A 19,405-nucleotide genomic window follows, 5' to 3' on the forward strand; every position below is an offset into this window, starting at 1 on the left:
TATGAAAGTGTAAATATGAAAAATAGGAGGTAATTGTTATGAAAATAATGAATGACCTGACAGAGTTAATTGGGAATACCCCACTTATGTATCTTCATGCTTACAGTAAAAAAGTAGGTGCAGAGCAGGCGAATCTGATTGCAAAGCTGGAATATTTCAATCCTCTGGGCAGTGTAAAGGATCGGCCTGCTCTTGCCATGATTCTGGAGGCAGAGAAGAACGGGCAGCTTCAACCAAATAGTGTAATTATCGAGCCTACCAGTGGGAATACTGGTATAGGGCTTGCTTTTGTTGCTGCGGCAAGAGGATACCGCATTATTTTAACCATGCCTGACAGCATGAGTCTTGAAAGAAGAAATCTGCTGATGGCACTTGGCGCCGAGCTTGTCCTCACGCCTGGAAGGGATGGCATGAAAGGTGCCATTGCAGAGGCAGAGAGGCTGGCTGAGGAAACTCCTCATTCCTTTATTCCAGGACAGTTTACAAATCCCGCGAATCCGAGAGTTCATAGGGAAATCACTGCGGAAGAAATCTGGAAGGATACGGATGGTCAAGTAGATATCTTTGTTGCCGGTGTGGGTACAGGCGGGACCATTACCGGAGTAGGAGAAGGTTTGAAAAATAAGAGTAAATATATCAAAATCGTTGCAGTAGAGCCTTTTGATTCTCCGGTCCTTTCCGGAGGAGAAGCAGGTCCTCACAAGCTTCAGGGTATTGGTGCAGGGTTTGTACCTGCTGTGCTGAATGTCAATATTCTGGACGAAATTATCAAGGTAAAGGCTGAGGATGCCTTTCAAACCGCGAGAATTCTGTCTCAGACAGAGGGACTTCTTGTGGGAGTGTCTTCGGGTGCGGCGCTGTTCGCAGGAACTCTCCTGGCAAAACGCCCAGAAAATGCAGGGAGAAATATTGTGATTCTGCTGCCTGATTCCGGAGAACGGTACTTATCTTCAGATTTATTTATTTAATTTAAAGGAGTGTGTTTTTATGGAACAGCAGAAGCGTGAATATGGATTATTCACAGCTATTGCAATGATTGTCGGCATCGTAATCGGCTCTGGTATCTTTTTCAAATCAGATGACATGCTTGGTTACACCGGTGGAAATGTAGGACTGGCTGTACTGGTTTTCTGCATCGCTGCATTTACCATCGTCTTTGGCTGTCTGACTTTCAGCCAGCTTGCCGCATTAACAGATAAGCCGGGAGGCGTTATCACCTATGCCAATGAATTCATGGGAAAAAGGTGGGCTTGCCTTTTTGGCTGGTTCCAGGTATTCGTATACTATCCGACACTAACCGTCTTGCTGTGCTGGGTGGTAGGTATTTACGTAGGACTTACCATGGGCTGGGATCTCAGCTTTGCAGGTATGGTAGGAATTGGACTGATTTGGTTCTTTTTATGTTTTCTGTACAATATTTTTTCTGCAAAGATCGGCGGGATTTTTCAGGAAGCTACCGTTGTTATCAAGTTAATTCCATTGTTCGCCATTGCATTGGCAGGACTGATTTTCGGAGATCCAATTGCCGCCATACAAAATCCGTCGCCTGAAGCAATCGAAGCAACGAAAACACTTGGCTGGGCAGCTGCAATCGGACCGATCGCTTTCTCCTTTGACGGCTGGGTGATATCCACCGCCGTTGCTCATGAAGTAAAGGATGCAAAGCACAATATGCCGAGAGCACTGGTTGCCGCGCCGCTGTTTGTTCTGGCCGCGTACCTCATGTATTTTCTCGGAATCTGCGGGTATTTAGGAGCAGATCAGGTTATGGCACTGGGAGACTCTGCTGTTGCCGAAGTAGCGGCGAACCTAATCAGCCCGGCATTTGCAAGTGTTATTTTTGTATTTGTTACAATTTCTGTTATGGGAACAGCAAATGGAATCATTCTGGGCTATATTCGTTTGCCTTATTCCCTGGCTCTAAGGAATGCAATCCCCGGGTCAAACTCTGTACGTACTCTGAATAAGAAACTCAATATGCCTGTGAATTCAGCTGTCTTTGCCATGGCAGTCAGCGGTGTCTGGTGGGTGATTCATTACCTTCAGAATAAGTACAACCTGTTGATTAACGGAGATATCGCAGAGATCGCCATAGCTGTAAGCTATCTGCTGTATATATTCCTGTATTATCAGGTATTCAAGCTTTGGAGAAAGGGTGTCATCAAAAGTGTCAAGTACGGTGTTGTCTACCCCTTATTTGCTGTTTTGGGCTCCCTCTTCGTACTGATCGGAGGTTTGGCAAATCCACAGTTTATCATTTTCGTAGCCATTTGCCTGATTTCCATTATTGGAGGATATCTGTACGGGGGCAAAGCTTCTGACGACGTCCAGATTTAGAAAAAAGTAAGGCTCTATGTATCAAACATAGAGCCTTTTTTTCTTGAATAAGTACGCGGTCCTGGGTTGAAGTGGCGTCAGGCCCTTATTAGATTTCTAATGAATAGATCTCATGTAGTCGGATGATGAGATGAATCTGTAGAAAAGAATCCGGCGAGTCTGCAAGCCCCAGCAGCTTTCTTGCTTTATCCATGCGGTAACGGATGGTATTACTGTGCTGAAACATCTTCCTGGCTGTGAGCTGAATATCACCGTCGCTTTTCACAAAGGTGACCAGGGTTTCCAGCAGCTTGGCATTATGTTCTCTATCGTGGGATCGTATTTTCTCTATTTGCTCTTGATAATACCGTTCTGTCCAGTAATTCCTTTTTAATGGTATCAGCAGCTGATCCAAACCAATCTCCGGAAATTTCCGCAGTCCTTCCCGATCCATACGGCAGCTCTCACTGGCAGACAGGCTTTCCTGAATGCCGCGGCCTAAATGCTCAAGACCGGTTCCTGCGGTACTGAGTCCAATGTAGAAGAGTTCTTTCGTAAGACCTAACCTTTCCAGAAGTGCAAGAAGCTTATCCTCCAGCCCATTGGAGGAGTTCTTTCCTGTAAATAGAATCAAATGCCCCTTATGATACGGAATAACAGAATAAATGAAAGAGCTGGCGTCAATCTCATCAGAATCCAAACGGGAAGGCCGGTTACCCCAACTTCTCATTTCCTCCTCCCTCATTCCCTCAGTACAGACCTTTTCACTTTCCTCCTGTCTGGAGATCGTAAAGGCACAAATAAAATTCCTGAAGAAAAAAGGGTTGATTGCCTTAGCCGCTTGCTCCATTTCATCCGGGCGGTGACCGGAATTCATCAGAAATTCAATTTCCTTATCATAGGTTGTCTGCTGCAGCTTCGGGGTTAACAGAATATTTTTTATGGTAAAAATAATGTCGTCAAAAAAAGTATCCGAGAAAAGGAAGACCGGTACCCTGTGAGTATCGGAATATGCTTTTACATCATCGGAAATCTCTTGATAATAAACGGTTTTAATCGCTATGGCGCTCACTTTTTTCCGTATCAGCAATTTGATGCAATGCTCGGCCAAGGCAGGGTCGTTCTTTGCCTGGGACAGGGTGGTGACCACAAATTCGCCCGGTTCAAAATTCTTGTCGATCTCAACGGATGATTCCCATTCGAAAATGCCCGTGCCGCTGACTTTGTTATATAAGCCGCTGCGGCCGGCTACCAGCTGAAATTTTTCAAATAGGGGATGGGAAAGCAGGGAAATGACGGTAAGCATAGGAACCTCCCTTCCTGGAGCACCGCTCCGAAAGCCTTGACAAACAGGCTTCGCCTTTTCATTAAAAGGTAAATACATTATAGTAGACGGGCATATACTTGTCTATAGCTATCAGATCTCTATAAAGTAAGATTCAGATTTCTATAGCTGTCAGCTTGTCCTTTGGAGCAATTACAAAAAACGGGTTCAATATTTTCATTTGGTCCAATTGAACGGTTGATTTCCCAATGGTAAACTAAAAAAAAGATAGAAATGCAAGCCTTTTACAGGTAAGTAAGGAGGAAATCGTTATGAAGAATTTTAAATTTCATATTGACTATGTAAGGGAACAGTTTCCCTGTCTCAGCAAGACCGTCAATGGGCATCCGGCCGCATTTTTAGATGGGCCCGGAGGCTCACAGGTGCCAAGATCCGTTGTGGAAAAAATAAATGACTATCTGTATTATCATAACGCTAATGCCCATGGGTGCTTTGTAACGTCTCAGGAAAGCGACAGGCTTTTTTGGGAGGCGAGGGAGGCATTCGCAGACTTTTTGAACTGTGAACCCAGAGAGATTGCTTTTGGTGCAAACTCCTCATCCAACAATTTTAAACTGGCTTACGGGCTGCTGCGGGATCTGAAACCCGGAGATGAGGTCATCATTACCGAACTGGATCATGAAGGAAACCGGTCTCCCTGGAGAATCCTGGAAGAACACGGGATGGTGCTGAAATGCGTAAAGGTGAATCCTGAGACCTGTACTCTTGACCTTGAAGACTACAAAACAAAGCTGACTCCGAAAACGAAAATTGTTGCCATAAACTGGGCTTCCAATGCCACCGGAACCGTATCGGAGGTAAAGACCTTTGTAAAACTGGCCCATGAGGTCGGAGCGGTTACCATCGTCGATGCCGTCCATTATGCTCCCCATAAATGTATCGATGTAAAGGACATCGATACGGATTTTCTCGTTTGTTCCGCTTATAAGTTCTTCGGCCCCCATATCGGCGTGCTCTATGCCAAGGCAGAAGTCGGAGAAAAAATGAACCCCGTCAGAGTCATGGCCAACGACAATCTGGAGATCCCAGATAAATTTGAGACAGGAACCCTGGCAATGGAGCTTGCCTCCGGCGCCGCCGCTGCTGTTGATTTTATCGCCGATCTTGGCAGGGTGCATGAGCCTTATTTTGAAGAGGAGCTGAAAGGTCTATCGGGCAGAAGAAGGTTCGTAGTGGCAGGTATTCTGGCTATAGAAGCCTATGAAGAACCTATGGCGAAAAAGCTGCGGTCCGAATTGGCCGCTATTGACGGAGTAAAAGTATATGGGCCTCTTGAGGGTACTCCGAGGACTTCCACCGTTTCCTTCACCGTGAAAGGGTCCAATGCCCATGATGTAGCTAAATTCCTTGGAGAAAAAGGGATCTTTGTCTGGGATGGGGACTTTTACGCCATACATATTGTGAATGAAGTTTTTAAGCTGGGCGATCAGGGAGGACTTGTAAGAATCGGTCTGGCACCATATAATACTATGGAGGAAATCGAAAAAACCATTCAGGCAGTGAAAGAATTTTGCAGCCTGGAATAAAAGAAAATGCGAAAGAATTTTGCAGCCTGGTATAAAAGGAAATGCGAAAGGATTTTGCAGTCTAAGATAAAAAGGATAGGTATTAAATGAAGGAATGTAAACTTGCCCTGCTGGGCTTTGGAAATGCAGGTCAGGCCTTTGCCAAGCTGCTGCTGGAAAAAGAAGAAGAAATAAACGCACGTTTCGGCTGCGGCGTGAAGGTTGTGGCTATTGCAACGGGAAGCAGGGGGACTTTAGTTGATTCAAAGGGCATCGATCTCTCTAAAGCCCGAAAGGATATGGAAACACTGGGTCGATTTGATGAAGGAACCCGGGGGCTTTCCAGACTTGATGCTATGGATATCGTCACTTCCGTAGACTATGATGTCCTTGCAGAGCTGACCCCATTGAATATCTTTACAGGAGAGCCCGCTATCAGTCACATTACCGGAGCTTTGAAACGGAAAAAACATGTGATTACCGCCAATAAAGGTCCTATTGCCTGGTCCTATAAATCTCTTTGCCGGCTGGCAGAGCAGCAGGGAGTCCTGTTTCTTTATGAAACCACAGTCATGGACGGAACCCCGGTTTTTAATCTGGTCAAGGAAACCTTGCAGCTTTGCAAAGTTACTGAGATAAAGGGGATCCTTAATTCCACCACAAACTTTATCCTGGAAGAAATGGCCAAGGGCCGTGATTATGATAGTGTGCTTCGAGAAGGAAAAGAGAGAGGCTTTGTGGAAGCAGATCCCTCCATGGATGTTCAAGGCTGGGATGCAGCGGCTAAAACGGCGGCATTGTTGAACGTTTTAATGGATGCCGACATCACTCCTGCCGATATCGACAGGAAAGGCATTGAGGATATTACTGCGGAACAAATCCAGGAGGCTTCCCGAAAAGGCAAGGTAATCAAACTTCTATGCCGGGGGCAAATCCTGGAGAACTGTGTAAAAGGCAGTGTAGAACCGGTGGAAATCAGCAAGGGTGAGCTTCTTGCCGGTATTTCCGGAACCTCGTCGGTGGTTTCCATAACTACGGATTTGATGGGAACCGTCTCCATCGTCGAGCATGATCCTGAAATTGAACAGACGGGATATGGGATCCTTAGTGATCTGCTTCGCATATTAGAACGAACAAATGGGCTGTCATAACAGACAGCCCATTTCTTTCGCTTTTATTCGTTTTTATTCTTTTCTTCTTGAAGATACTTTAAAAAGGATGACACTGCGTTAACTTGATCTTTCTCCAACGTATCGATGATCTTTAAGATTTCCGCTTTTTTATGAGTCATGTTCTTATTTTTAAATATTTCACCTTCTCCTGTCTCCAACCATTTCATATTGACGTTATATATGTTTTCGATAAGCAGAAGGATCCGTTTTGATGGCATGGTTTTCCCTTGAATAATACGTGAAAAGTATCCCGGATCTAAATTTATTCGATTCGCAAACTGCCGCTGAGATAAACCCAACTTTTTGAGTAATACCACCAATCTTTCGTGTAACATCCTGGAAAATTCCTTTCTTTAAAGTATTACTATATTACAAAATAATGTTGCCTATGTCAACATTTTTTATTGTATGTATGGCCTTATAACTGTTCTGAAAATTGAAATTATCAGTCATAGCCAACCTTTTGCAATATTTTGTGACATCTTGCGAAACGACACAATATTTCAAAATTTGACAGATATTCTCATCCCAAGCATTGACATATTGCTCAAAGCAATATATTATTGTTTCAAAGCAACACAAGGAGGTGAATATGTTGTCACGTGAAAAAGAAAACTTAAAAACAAAAATCAGATCGGTACAGGATGTAGAAATCATCGAACAGCTATATTTCTTCATTCTTGGTATGCAGACGCAGCAAAAAATATCTTTTAACAAAAGGTCTAATACCAGAGCTATCAGGCGAAGCTTAGGAGGGCTCAATGGAGCAATCACTTAACAGCCATAAGACAGATTACGCAACAGTCGAAGTTTAATGGAGGAAATAGTAGGATGAAATGGTTTATCAATATGAGCATAAGAAAGAAGCTGATTATCGGCTTTGCGTTCATATCTCTTATTTGCGGTATTCTAGGCGTATTTTCATGTTATCAATTAATAACAATTCAAAAATCTGATCGGGATCTGTATGAGCATATGACTGTTCCGTTATCACTGGTTTCTGAAATTTCCAACGAATTTCAAAGAAACAGAGTAGATGCCAGAGATATGATTATTGCACAGACTCCGGAAGAAATCCAATCCAAAATTAAAAATATTCAAGATAGAAGAGAAACGATAAATCAGTTATTATCTGATTTTGAAGCTTCCATACTCTCTGACCGTATGCGAGAGGAGTACGATTCCTTTGTCGTTATCAACGGCAATTATGTAGAAGCTCTCGATCAGGTAATCACACTTGCAAAAGAAAACAAAGATGCAGAAGCTCTTGCCATGCTTGGGGAAAAGGGAAAAACCGGAATTGCTTCCAAGGCGGAGCAGGAGGCTATTGATAATTTAGTTGCGATGAAGATCAGTGATGCCGAAGCAAAAGCAAATGAGAACAATGAAACAGCAGCCGGAACCGTAACCATCGTTCTGATCGCTGCTTTTATCGTTATTGTGATTTCCATGCTGATAGGAATCACCCTTTCAGGGTCTATTACAAAACCGCTGAAACGAGCGGTGTCTATGATTGAAGAAATGAGCAGGGGGCATTTAAACGAACGTTTAAACTTCAATACGAAAGATGAAATTGGTCACATGTCAACGACCCTGGATGCATTCGCCGAGAATCTTCAGAAAAATGTGATTCGGACCATCGGCAATATTTCGGAAGGTGAGATCAGCACAACCATTGAGATCACCGACGATAAAGATGAAATATCTCCATCACTGAAGAAAACGGTAGATACCATCAATGAGCTCAATGGCGAAATCGATAGCCTGATTGATGCAGTGACAAAGGGTAAGCTGGGTGAAAGAGGAAACGCAGAGTCTTATTCAGGGGTTTGGAAGAAATTAATTGAGGGAATCAACGGTTTAATAGATGCTTTTATTGATCCTATAAACCTGACGGCAGCCTACGTGGAAAGCATCAGCAAAGGAAATGTGCCTCCTAAAATTATCGATACCTATCTTGGGGATTTTAACGAAATAATAAATAATTTAAATAACTGCATCGACGTTATGAATGGTTTGCTTACAGAATCTAATCTTCTGATTACTGCAGTACAAGAAGGCAACTTGGATAAGAGAGGCGCTGAAGAAGCCTTTGAAGGCGACTGGAGAACCTTGATCCAAGGGATGAACGGATTAATAGAAGCCTTTGTACAGCCCATTCATGTCATGTCTGAATATATGGACAAAATGGGCAAGGGAATCATACCTGACGAAATTACGGATGTTTATTATGGTGATTTTCATAACATTAAGGAGAATATTAATGCTTCCACCAGGGGCTTCGGCGGGCTGGCAGAAGGAAAAACGATTCTTGAAGCCATGAGCAGAAACGACTATTCAAAAAAAATAGAAGGAATTCATTCCGGTATCTATGCAGAGATCGGTCAATCTGTTAACCTTGTGGCTGACAGAGTACGGCATACCATTGAAATCATTCAGAACATTTCTCAGGGAGACCTCAGAGATCTAGAAGCTTTGAAGGCTATAGGAAGAAGGAGTGAGAACGATTCTCTGATGCCTTCCATTATTGTGATGATTGAAACGATAAAATCTCTGGTGGAAGAAACGGAACTGCTCTCTTCGGCAGCAGTAGAAGGCAGACTCTCTACGCGAGGGGATGCCGGCAGATTCCAGGGAGAGTATCAAAAGGTCATCACAGGAATCAATGAAACGCTGGATTCGGTGATTGCTCCCATTGAAGAAGCCTCCGCCGTTCTTAAGGAAATGGCAAAAGGCAATCTTCATGTCAAAATGGAAGGGCAATACCAGGGAGATCATGCGGAGTTAAAATATGCCTTGAATGAAACTATAGACAATTTACTCCATTATATCAGTGAAATATCCAACGTGCTCTCGGCGATTACGGAAGGAAATCTGAATCTGGAAATTACGGCAGATTATAAAGGGGACTTTATTGCCATTAAAAACTCGCTGAATGATATTATTCATTCTTTAAATGAAGTAATGGGAGACATCAATGACGCTGCAGAGCAAGTGGCCTCCGGATCATCGCAGGTATCGGAAGGCAGTCAGTCCCTGTCTCAGGGCTCTACGGAGCAGGCCAGCTCTATCGAAGAACTGTCGGCATCCATCGTTGAAATTGCAACTCAGACCAAGCAGAATGCAAATAGCGCAAACCAAGCCAATGAACTGGCGGTGGAGGCCAGAGACAATGCGGTGAAGGGAAATAGCCAGATGAAGGAGATGCTGGCGTCTATGGTTGAAATTAATGAATCATCTGCAAATATTTCTAAAATTATTAAAGTGATTGATGATATTGCATTCCAGACCAACATTCTGGCTTTGAACGCAGCCGTGGAGGCGGCACGTGCAGGGCAGCATGGTAAGGGGTTTGCGGTGGTAGCAGAAGAAGTACGAAGCCTGGCGGCCCGAAGTGCGGAGGCAGCCAGAGAAACCACCGAACTCATCGAAGGCTCCATAAATAAAGTGCAGGCCGGAACCAGGATCGCGAATGATACGGCATCCGCTTTAAATGAAATCGTCGGCGGTATTGAGAAAGCAGCGGATTTGGTAGGAGGTATTGCGAATGCTTCCAATGAACAAGCCTCAGGTATTGCTCAAATCAATAAAGGAATAGAGCAGGTTTCCCAGGTGGTTCAAAACAATGCGGCTACGGCCGAGGAAAGCGCCGCAGCCAGTGAAGAATTATCCGGACAGGCTGATATCCTGAAGCAGATGGTCAGCAGATTCAAAATAAAAAGCAGAAGCATCGGAGAAATAAAACTCCTTGGAGGTGCAGGGAGAACGGAAGGAGAAGACCGTGGTCAGGAACCCGGAAGAGCGGAAAGGGAGTACCGCAGGCAGGAACCCGTTTCAAGGATTGCATTAAACGGAGCTGATAAATACTAAAATTTGATCCGGAAAAGATTACTGACACACTTTGATAAAGAAATAGCCCGGATTTCTGACCAAAAGGTATTGGAGAAAAACCCCTTGATTTATGTGTAGATTTTTAGATGATCTGTCCTTGTACTTCGGGCTGGGCGGCTATTTCATGTTGATTAAACCCCTATAAAATGGTAAAATAATTTATCACACTATGGAAAGGGGTATCCTGGAATGAATAGTGCCAAGTATAAGGACGAAATCTATATTCATAGACCCATCAGAGATTTAAAGGATATGATAGATACCAGCGCCGTACTTTATGCAGATAAAAATGCATTTTTGGTTAAAAATGCGCCAGGCGGGAAGTATATCCCAATTAAGTTTTCTGAGTTTAAAAGCGATATTGACGGACTGGGCACTGCCTTTATGGATCTGGGGCTTACGGGCAAAAAAATTGCGGTAATTGGGGAAAACCGGTACGAATGGGTGGTTACTTATCTCGCAGTGGTGAATGGAACAGGCGTTATTGTTCCCCTTGACCGGGAATTGCCGGCTCAGGAAATTCATAACCTTTTGGTGCGGGCAGGAGTCAGCGCTGTTGTTTACTCCAGCAAAGTAGGTTCTGTGGTAGAAGAAGCCATTCGGGAAATTGACAGCATTGAATATATTATCAGCATGGACACATTGGAAAGTACGGATAACAGGCTATCTTTGAAAAAGCTCGTCCGAACGGGAAACAGACTGTTGATGGAAGAAAAAAGATTCTTCGTGGACGCGGTTATCGACCCGGAAGCTATGTGTTCCCTTTTGTTTACCTCCGGAACAACTGGAATGGCAAAAGGCGTTATGCTTTCTCATAAAAATCTGACTGCTAACGTTTACAATATGTCCAAGTATGTAGACGTATCGAAAAACTTTACAGGCTTATCTGTTTTACCCATGCATCACACTTATGAACTGACCTGTCATGTTTTCACCTCCATGTATCAGGGGTGCTGTGTTGCTATTTGTGAGGGATTGAAATATATTGTAAAAAACATGGCGGAAGCACAGGCTACCGTCATGCTTGGCGTGCCATTAATCTTTGAATCCATGCATAAAAAAGTGTGGAAAAAAGCAGAAGATACAGGAAAAGCGGATAAAATGCGTGCGGCAGTACAGCTTTCCAAAAAACTTGGGAAGTTTAACATAAAATCTACAAAAAAATTATTTAAATCAGTACATCAGGCCATGGGGGGGAATATGCAGCTTCTCATCTCCGGTGCGGCAGCCATTGATCCGATGGTCATTGAAGATTTTAACGCCATGGGCTTTACCATGATACAGGGCTACGGGATGACGGAGAATTCGCCTATTATTGCAGTCAACAAGGATCGGTATCATAAACCGGCCTCCGTAGGGCTGCCCATGCCCGGAACGGAGATCCGGATAATCGATCAGGATGATAACGGAGTCGGAGAAATCATCTGCAAAGGAGATTCCGTCATGCTGGGGTATTATGACAACCCGGAGGAGACAGCGAAAGTGCTGGTTGACGGATGGCTTCATACCGGAGACTACGGCTATTTTGACAAAGACGGTTTTCTCTATATTTCCGGCAGAAAGAAGAATGTCATCGTTACGAAGAATGGTAAGAATATTTTTCCTGAAGAGGTAGAATTCTATTTAAATAAAAGCGATTATATCAGTGAGGTACTGGTATGGGGAATGGAGGATGAAAAATCCGGAGACACCATCGTCTGTGCGGAGATTTTCCCGGATTTCCCTGTCATCGAAGAAAAGAAGGGAAAGCTTTCAGAGGAAGCGTTACGTAAATTATTAAAAGCGGAAATAGACGAAGCAAACGAAAAAATGCCTCTTTACAAGAGGGTAAAAAGATTTGAGATCCGTGAAAAGGAATTTGAAAAAACCACTACGAAAAAAATAAAAAGATACGCTGCTAACCACAAATAAGGAGGTAAGTAAAAATGGATGCAAGTCAATATAAGGCTATCAAAGAAAAGGAAATGGAGTATGCGGTCCAAAGGGTTAAAGACATCAAGAACAGCAAAGACAAATATGTCATGTACCGGGATATCAGACCAATTATCGATTTGAAGCAGATGATGGAATCCAGCGTAGAACTTTACGGTGACAATATTGCCTTTCATGTGAAGGATAAGGTGGGAGGACCTTACCGTGGCATTACCTATAAGGAGGCCAAGGCAGACGTAGATGCTTTAGGCACCGCATTAAACTCCCTGGGACTGAAAGGAAAATGCATATCCATTATCGGTGATAACCGTTACGAGTGGGCTATTTCTTATCTGGCAGTGGTTTGCGGTACCGGCATCGTTGTGCCTCTTGACAAAGAACTGAATGCCTCCGAACTCGAACAGTTGATCAAGGAAGCCGGCGTAGAATGTATCATTTATACCAATAAATATGAGAAAATCTTTCAGGACATGAAGAACCGCGGAGAAACAAACTTAAAGTTTCTCATTAACATGGATGCCGAGGTCAGCGATGAGACTCGACTGTCATTAAGAGAAATCACGGAAGCGGGAAAGGTTCTTATGGAAAATGGGAATCGGGAATTTCTGGATGCCCAGATTGAGCGCGACGTCATGAGCATCATCCTTTTCACGTCGGGAACCACCGGAATCGCAAAGGGAGTGATGCTATCCCACGGGAATATCGTAGAAGATCTGATGGCTTCGCCTACCTTGCTGGAAGTGCGTCCTGAAGATGTTTTCTTTTCCGTACTGCCCATTCATCATACCTACGAATGTACCTGCGGATTTTTGATGCCGCTGTACCGCGGCGCTTCCATAGCCTATTGTGAGGGACTCAAATATATCGTGAAGAATCTTTCGGAAGCAAGGCCTACCATCTTTTTGGGTGTACCCCTTATCGTAGAAAGCCTGCATAAGAAGATTTGGCAGAATGCGAAAAAGTCCGGAAAAGCGGATACGTTGAAAAAAGTCATTGCTATTAATAAAATAACAAAGAAGATCGGCCTTGATCTGGCACCCATTTTCTTTAAACAAATCATTGCGCTTTTCGGAGGGAGAATGAAGGTAATTATTTGCGGAGGTGCTGCTATCGACCCCAATATTCTTCAGGGAATCAGAGATTTCGGAGTCAATGCAGTACAGGGTTACGGTCTGACGGAATGCGCCCCTATCTGTGCGTTGAATCCTGACAAATATCCGAAAAATGATGCAGCAGGCTATATTCCGCCGGGCTTCGGCATCAAGATTCACGAACCGGATCCGGAAACCGGAATCGGAGAGATTTGCGCTCGGGGCGGGAACGTGATGCTTGGATACTATAACAACCCGGAGGCTTCCGCAGAGGTCTTAAAGGACGGATGGTTTCATACCGGCGATCTTGGATATCTGGATGAAGACAATTTTGTTCATATTACCGGCAGGATCAAAAATGTTATCATCACAAAGAACGGCAAAAATGTATATCCTGAAGAAATTGAGAATTATATCGGCAGAATCCCCTATGTCAGCGAATCCCTTATTTGGGGAAAGGATAGTGAGGAAACCGGAGAAACTCTTATCTTTGCCAGTATCAGGGCTGATTATGATGAAGTAAAGGAAGTTCTGGGAGAAAATTATACCGATGAGCAGGTGGAAGCGCTGATTTGGAAAGAAATTGATAAGTTGAATACAGATCTGCCCTTCTTTAAGAGAATCAAGAAGATTGATGTGAGAAAAGAAGAATTTGAGAAAACCACCGGAAAGAAAATTAAACGATTTGTGGATGCCAATAAGGGGATCCAGTAACTCGATCATTTCTTTGGAATTTCATATAATATTAATTTGAGAGAAGAAACGGAGAAAACTGAGATGAGCAATTCGGAAATCAGATACCCTATGGTAGAATTGGATTTAAAGAAATTTAGACATAATATCGATCAGGTCGTTCAGATCTGCGGTAAACAAGGAATTGGAATTGCAGGGGTAATCAAGGGCTTTACCGGAATCCCCGAAGGAGCGAACCAGTTTGCGGAGGCGGGATGTGACTTTATTGCTTCCTCCAGACTGGAGCAGATTGAAGGAGCAATTAAATTTGGAATCAAGACGCCTTTCATGCTGATTCGTGTTCCAATGCTCAGCGAAATCAAAGATGTGATTCGCCTGACGCAAATTAGCCTAAATAGTGAAGCCGAGGTTTTAAAAGCCTTGAATGAAGAGTGCATTCGTCAGCAGAAAAAACATCGGGTTATCCTGATGATCGATTTAGGTGATCTGAGAGAAGGATTCTGGGATAAAAAAGAGCTCCTGGATGCAGCGCTGCTTGTAGAAAATGAATTGTCACATCTGGAACTGGCAGGGGTTGGAACAAACCTCGGCTGTTATGGATCTGTTGCCGCTACTCCGGAAAAAATGGAAGAACTGATAAGGGATGCGGAAATGATAGAGAAGGCCATCGGCAGAAAATTGGATATTATCTCCGGAGGGGCCACCACTTCTTTCCCATTGGTTTTAAACGGAACCATGCCGAAACGAATCAATAACCTGAGAATGGGGGAGGGAATTATTCTTGCCAAGGATCTTCGGGATCTGTGGGGTCTTGATATGAGTTTTATGAACCAGGATGCCTTTACATTAAGAGCTGAAGTCATTGAGGTCAAGAATAAACCCAGCTATCCGGTAGGTGAGATTACCTTCGATGCCTTTGGAGGAACCGGAACCTATGTTGACCGCGGTATTAGAAAAAGGGCATTGTTGGGTCTGGGGAAAGTGGATGTCGCGTTCCCGGATATGATTTATCCCAGAGAAAAAGGTGTTGAGGTGCTGGGTGCCAGCAGCGACCACCTGATTATTGACATTGAAGAATGTGAGAGAGACATAAAAGTCGGAGACGTTGTGGAATTTGATTTATGCTATGCAACCATTGTATTTGCAACCAATTCCCCCAATGTCAGGATCGTATGCAAATAAATATGATAGAAAGGGCTGCGGTTTGCAGCCCCTTATTAGATTTACTGTACCTGATACATGCCGTTACTGCTCATATATTGGAAAATTTGTTCTCCGTGACTTTGCTCATCCTTTTGAATGTGCTGCAGAGCTTGTCTTACCGGGGTGCTTGCAGATTCAAAGATAGCGGTATCATAGCTGCTTGAAACATATTTTTCCGTAGACAGCATGTCAATGCAGAGTATTTTATCTGCGCTGTTACCGCTTGAACTGTTCGACTGACTCTGGGAGCCTTGTCCTGCATTGGCATTCAGCTGAACCTTGGACTGCATAAGCTGCTGACCTGTTTGGCTTCCCGATTGACCTGGTTGTGCTGATTGTCCTGATTGACCGGACTGCATGCCCTTTTGTCCCATCTGACCGCCCATCTGTCCAACTTCCATGGCCTGCTGAGAGGTTTGTCCGCTCTGCATTGCCTGTTTTGCCATTTGACTTCCGCCCTGACCTTGGCCGGAAGAAGGCATGAATCCTTGAAGAAGTTGATTCACTGTATCGTAATGCTTCCGCTCTTCATTAGCAAGCTTGGTGAACAATTGCTTTAATTGAGGATCCTGCGCCTGCTGCGCATAGCTGTTGTATTTTGCTATGCAAAGTTCTTCCTGAGTTTTCTCATCTTCCAATAACATACGCTCTTTTTTACTTAATTGAATTTTCATGAAAATCACCTCCGATTTTAGTTTGATTGGAATAGGTGATATTATGCATGAAAAAAGAGCTCCGAATCTATAATTCGGGCTTTCTGAATCTCGAATGATTCAGGAAACCCTGATTCGAAGCTCTTAAAAAGGGTTATGCTACCATTTTCCTTTTTCCATATGTCCGGAAAGTTCCGCTTTGCTTCTTTGCTTGATGATCCAAGCTTCTTTTTTTGCATTGGTAAAAACTGCGACACAAGGCGGATCCAGATCAATCTTGATTCCTTCCTCGGCAAGCTCAGCGATTCTCATGGCAAGATTGGCGATTTCCATATGGATATCATTGGTGCGGTCCGATGCATATATTTTTTGCGCATCTTCTTCTGATAATGCATTGAATTTTTCGGCGGGAGCGCCGCACTTAGGACATTTTTCAGGAGCCTGATCTCCTTCATGGGTAAAACGACATACTGAACATTTCCACAACATTTTCATTTCCCCTTCCTGTTAACCAAAATATCTTTTTAAAAGGCCTTCGAATCCACATCCGTGTCTTGCTTCATCTTTTGCCATTTCATGAACGGTATCGTGGATGGCATCAAGATTCAATTCTTTTGCTCTTTTTGCCAGCTCTTTTTTGCCGGCACAAGCGCCTCTTTCCGCATCCACTCTTAATTGAAGATTTTTCCTGGTTGAATCAGTGACAACTTCACCCAATAGCTCTGCAAATTTTGCAGCGTGTTCCGCTTCTTCGAAAGCAGCTAATTTATAAAAAGCACCGATCTCAGGATATCCTTCTCTTTCGGCTACACGAGCCATTGCAAGATACATCCCGACCTCTGTGCATTCTCCCATAAAATTATCCTTCAGTCCCTGGATGATTTCAGCGTCCACTCCTTTTGCCACGCCTACCACGTGCTGGTCGGCCCATCCCAATTCCTCCTGACCGGCGGCTTTGAACTTTTCGGCCGGAACCTTACATTGGGGACATTGGCTGGGAGCCTGATCACCCTCGTGTGTATAACCACATACTGAACATATCCATTTACTCATATACGAATTCCTCCTTGCTAGTTATTAATTGATCTATTACAATTTATACCACTGAACCCGGAGTATAAACAGCAGAAATTCATTTCCATCTATAACATAAAATTTTCCTGAAAAAGGATAGTTTGATAGAAAAATTTCCGCCCTATTTACTTTTTCTATAGAATTGATATAATATATAGGGACTATCCTTATCTTTCAGGCTAGTCTAATTATTTAATCTGAATTGCTGGATTCAGCAACAATTTTAAGGAGGACAGGTAATGAAAAAAATCTCACTATTGCTGACAGTTACCATGTTACTGATGGCATTTATGGCAGGTTGCGGCGGAGGCGAAAAAGCTGATACAGGCGAACTGCCCGAGGTTATTAAGATCGGCGTTTTTGAACCGTTAACAGGAGCAAATGCTGCCGGCGGAGAACTTGAAAAACAAGGCATTGATCTTGCCCACGAACTATATCCTACAGTGACCATCGACGGTAAAGAAATTCCTGTGGAATTAAAGTATGTGGACAATAAGTCCGACAAAATCGAGTCAGCCAATGCTGCTAGAAATCTAGTTGACGATTTCGGAGCTCACATCATCATTGGTAGCTGGGGAAGTTCTAATTCCATTGCTGCAGGTCCTGTATTCGAAGAAGCTCAGATTCCGGCTATCGGAACCTCTTGTACCAATCCCCTTGTTACACTCGGAAATGAATATTATTTCAGAGTGTGCTTCATCGACCCATTCCAGGGTGCGGTAATGGCAAACTATGCCGTAAATGAAGGCGGATACAAAAAGGTTGCCATCATTCAGGAAGTATCCAATGACTATTCCGTAGCTTTATCTCAGATATTTACAAACTCTATGAAAGAACTTACCGGAGATGAAAAATGCATCACAAGTGTAGGAAATTACAACACAGGTGACAACGATTTCAGTGCACAGCTGACTTCCATCAAAAACTCCGATGCACAGGCTATTTTCTTCCCAGGGAACTTTACCGAATCTGCTCTTATCATGAAGCAAGCCAGAGAACTTGGAATCAATCTTCCATTCTTAGGCGGAGATACTTGGGAAACTCCTGAAGTTATAGATATTGCGGGTGCAGCCGCAGAAGGAGCTGTTTATTCAAGCTTCTATGATCCTGCTGCTCCTCTCACCGACATGACTGCCACCTTCCTGGATGCTTTTGCCGCCAAGTATGGTGCGGATGAACTGGCTGCAGGCGTAACTGCATTAGGTTTCGATGCTTATTTACTGGCAATCCAGACAATTGAAAAAGCCGGTACAGTCGATGGACCTACTTTAAGAGATACACTTGCCGCAACAGATGGCTTTGAAGGAGCAACCGGTGTCGTTACTCTTGATGAAAACGGGGATGCTATTAAGCCTGCGGTAATCAAGACGATAAAAGACGGAAAGTTTACTTACAAATCATTCGTAGAACCATTTTAAAACAGATCAATTTTTGAATAAGTTTTGATTTTATTGATGTGGTCTCCACGGGGAGACCACATCAATTGACTTGTTAGGTTTGAAATTTCAGTTCTTAGGTTAGGCTCCCTACGGAAGTGGCCAAGCCACTTTTTTCATGAGAATTGAGATTTCAAACTTAACCATTTTCAAGATTTATTTAATATAGAGAGGAGTAATCCCTGATGACAACAATGGACTTCGGGACATTTATGCAGCAAGTGGCAAACTCAATATCGCTGGGAAGTTTGTACGCATTGCTGGCCATAGGATATACATTGGTTTATGGTATTCTTAGATTAATAAATTTCGCCCATGGAGACATTTTTATGTTGGGAGCTTACTTTGCATTTTATGCAATTTCGGCATTTACCATGCCCTGGTTCCTGGCTTTTCCCCTTGCAATTTTACTTACCATATTAGTAGGTGTCCTCCTGGAAAGAGGAGCATATCGGCCTCTTAGAAATTCACCAAGAATTGCCATTATGATTTCTGCCATAGGCGCTTCGTACCTGATTGAGAATTTAGGTGTTATGATTTTTGGCGGCAGACCCAAAGCTTTTCCGAATATTGATCTGTTCAATCAGATTTTTAATATTGGAAGCGTCAGTGTCTCCGGTGTTTCTCTGGTGATTCCGGTAGTGACATTGGTGGTTCTTTTAATATTGTTTTACATCATCAACAAAACGAAGACAGGCATGGCTATGCGTGCGGTTTCGAAGGACTATGAAGCAGCAAGACTTATGGGGATCGATGTAAATACCATCATAACCGTAACCTTTGCCATGGGATCCGGGCTGGCTGCAGTAGGGGCGATCATGTGGGGCATGAAATACCCGCAGCTCATTCCGCTTATGGGTCTTATGCCAGGATTGAAGTGCTTCATTGCTGCTGTTATCGGCGGTATCGGTGATGTGAGAGGCGCGGTAATCGGCGGCTTTATCCTTGGGTTTGGCGAAATCATGATTGTAGCCTTCTTCCCGGAACTTTCCGGATATCGTGATGCTTTTGCCTTCGTAGTGCTCATATTTGTTTTACTCGTAAAACCGGCAGGGATTATGGGTAAAGCATCCGTAGAGAAAGTGTAGGTGAGT

The 19,405-nt window shown here is 43.6% G+C and carries 16 protein-coding genes; 11 read left to right on the plus strand and 5 right to left on the minus strand.

Translation table 11 applies throughout. From position 1 onward, the window contains the following. Positions 1-38: 38 nt before the first annotated feature. The gene (gene cysK / locus KCX82_RS09155) at positions 39-968 is read left to right on the plus strand and encodes a cysteine synthase A (protein WP_227018161.1); all 930 of its coding nucleotides are present in this window, start codon (positions 39-41) and stop codon (positions 966-968) included. Positions 969-987: 19 nt separating this feature from the next. Beyond that, on the plus strand, positions 988-2,337 hold the full coding sequence (locus KCX82_RS09160) for an APC family permease (RefSeq protein WP_227018162.1): 1,350 nt from the start codon (positions 988-990) through the stop codon (positions 2,335-2,337). An 88-nt stretch (positions 2,338-2,425) separates the two neighbouring features. Here the strand turns inward: KCX82_RS09160 and KCX82_RS09165 are convergent, their stop codons facing one another. After that, positions 2,426-3,622 carry a PucR family transcriptional regulator gene (locus KCX82_RS09165; protein ID WP_227018163.1) on the minus strand — a complete coding sequence of 399 codons (1,197 nt, stop codon included), beginning with the start codon at positions 3,620-3,622 and terminating at the stop codon, positions 2,426-2,428. A 290-nt stretch (positions 3,623-3,912) separates the two neighbouring features. Here KCX82_RS09165 and KCX82_RS09170 point away from each other — a divergent pair, with 290 nt between their 5' ends. Beyond that, complete coding sequence (locus KCX82_RS09170) at positions 3,913-5,187, plus strand: cysteine desulfurase-like protein (protein WP_227018164.1); 1,275 nt, start codon at positions 3,913-3,915, stop codon at positions 5,185-5,187. 86 nt (positions 5,188-5,273) lie between these two features. Next, positions 5,274-6,317, plus strand: coding sequence for a homoserine dehydrogenase (locus KCX82_RS09175; RefSeq protein WP_227018165.1), 1,044 nt, complete (start codon positions 5,274-5,276; stop codon positions 6,315-6,317). A 23-nt stretch (positions 6,318-6,340) separates the two neighbouring features. On the opposite strand, the gene KCX82_RS09180 is transcribed toward KCX82_RS09175, so the two are convergent. Next, positions 6,341-6,673 (minus strand): helix-turn-helix domain-containing protein, encoded by a 333-nt coding sequence (locus tag KCX82_RS09180; protein WP_227018166.1) that lies wholly within the window; start codon positions 6,671-6,673, stop codon positions 6,341-6,343. A 257-nt stretch (positions 6,674-6,930) separates the two neighbouring features. Between KCX82_RS09180 and KCX82_RS09185 the strand changes: the two genes are divergently transcribed. The 5 genes from KCX82_RS09185 (at position 6,931) to KCX82_RS09205 (ending at position 15,127) form a co-directional block, all read left to right on the plus strand. Beyond that, the gene (locus KCX82_RS09185; protein ID WP_227018167.1) at positions 6,931-7,116 is read left to right on the plus strand and encodes an RNA-binding protein; all 186 of its coding nucleotides are present in this window, start codon (positions 6,931-6,933) and stop codon (positions 7,114-7,116) included. A 53-nt stretch (positions 7,117-7,169) separates the two neighbouring features. Then, on the plus strand, positions 7,170-10,208 hold the full coding sequence (locus KCX82_RS09190; RefSeq protein ID WP_227018168.1) for a methyl-accepting chemotaxis protein: 3,039 nt from the start codon (positions 7,170-7,172) through the stop codon (positions 10,206-10,208). Between the two features lie 210 nt (positions 10,209-10,418). Then, positions 10,419-12,140, plus strand: coding sequence for an AMP-dependent synthetase/ligase (locus KCX82_RS09195; RefSeq protein ID WP_227018169.1), 1,722 nt, complete (start codon positions 10,419-10,421; stop codon positions 12,138-12,140). A 14-nt stretch (positions 12,141-12,154) separates the two neighbouring features. Beyond that, a complete protein-coding gene (locus KCX82_RS09200; RefSeq protein ID WP_227018170.1) occupies positions 12,155-13,966 on the plus strand; it encodes an AMP-dependent synthetase/ligase in 1,812 nt (603 codons plus the stop codon). A 63-nt stretch (positions 13,967-14,029) separates the two neighbouring features. Next, positions 14,030-15,127, plus strand: coding sequence for an alanine racemase (locus tag KCX82_RS09205; protein ID WP_227018171.1), 1,098 nt, complete (start codon positions 14,030-14,032; stop codon positions 15,125-15,127). 41 nt (positions 15,128-15,168) lie between these two features. Here the strand turns inward: KCX82_RS09205 and KCX82_RS09210 are convergent, their stop codons facing one another. The 3 genes from KCX82_RS09210 to KCX82_RS09220 all read right to left on the minus strand — a co-directional run bounded on the left by KCX82_RS09210 (position 15,169) and on the right by KCX82_RS09220 (position 16,854). Further along, complete coding sequence (locus KCX82_RS09210; RefSeq protein WP_227018172.1) at positions 15,169-15,822, minus strand: spore coat protein; 654 nt, start codon at positions 15,820-15,822, stop codon at positions 15,169-15,171. Positions 15,823-15,960: 138 nt separating this feature from the next. Continuing rightward, on the minus strand, positions 15,961-16,296 hold the full coding sequence (locus KCX82_RS09215) for a rubredoxin-like domain-containing protein (protein ID WP_227018173.1): 336 nt from the start codon (positions 16,294-16,296) through the stop codon (positions 15,961-15,963). Positions 16,297-16,308: 12 nt separating this feature from the next. After that, positions 16,309-16,854 (minus strand): NADH peroxidase, encoded by a 546-nt coding sequence (locus KCX82_RS09220; protein ID WP_227018174.1) that lies wholly within the window; start codon positions 16,852-16,854, stop codon positions 16,309-16,311. A 260-nt stretch (positions 16,855-17,114) separates the two neighbouring features. Between KCX82_RS09220 and KCX82_RS09225 the strand changes: the two genes are divergently transcribed. Continuing rightward, on the plus strand, positions 17,115-18,293 hold the full coding sequence (locus tag KCX82_RS09225) for an ABC transporter substrate-binding protein (RefSeq protein ID WP_227018175.1): 1,179 nt from the start codon (positions 17,115-17,117) through the stop codon (positions 18,291-18,293). A gap of 203 nt (positions 18,294-18,496) precedes the next feature. Further along, a complete protein-coding gene (locus KCX82_RS09230; protein ID WP_227018176.1) occupies positions 18,497-19,399 on the plus strand; it encodes a branched-chain amino acid ABC transporter permease in 903 nt (300 codons plus the stop codon). Positions 19,400-19,405 lie beyond the last annotated feature (6 nt).

It is taken from the genome of Sinanaerobacter chloroacetimidivorans, from assembly GCF_018128545.1.
Classification (GTDB): Bacteria; Bacillota; Clostridia; order Peptostreptococcales; family Anaerovoracaceae; genus Sinanaerobacter; species Sinanaerobacter chloroacetimidivorans.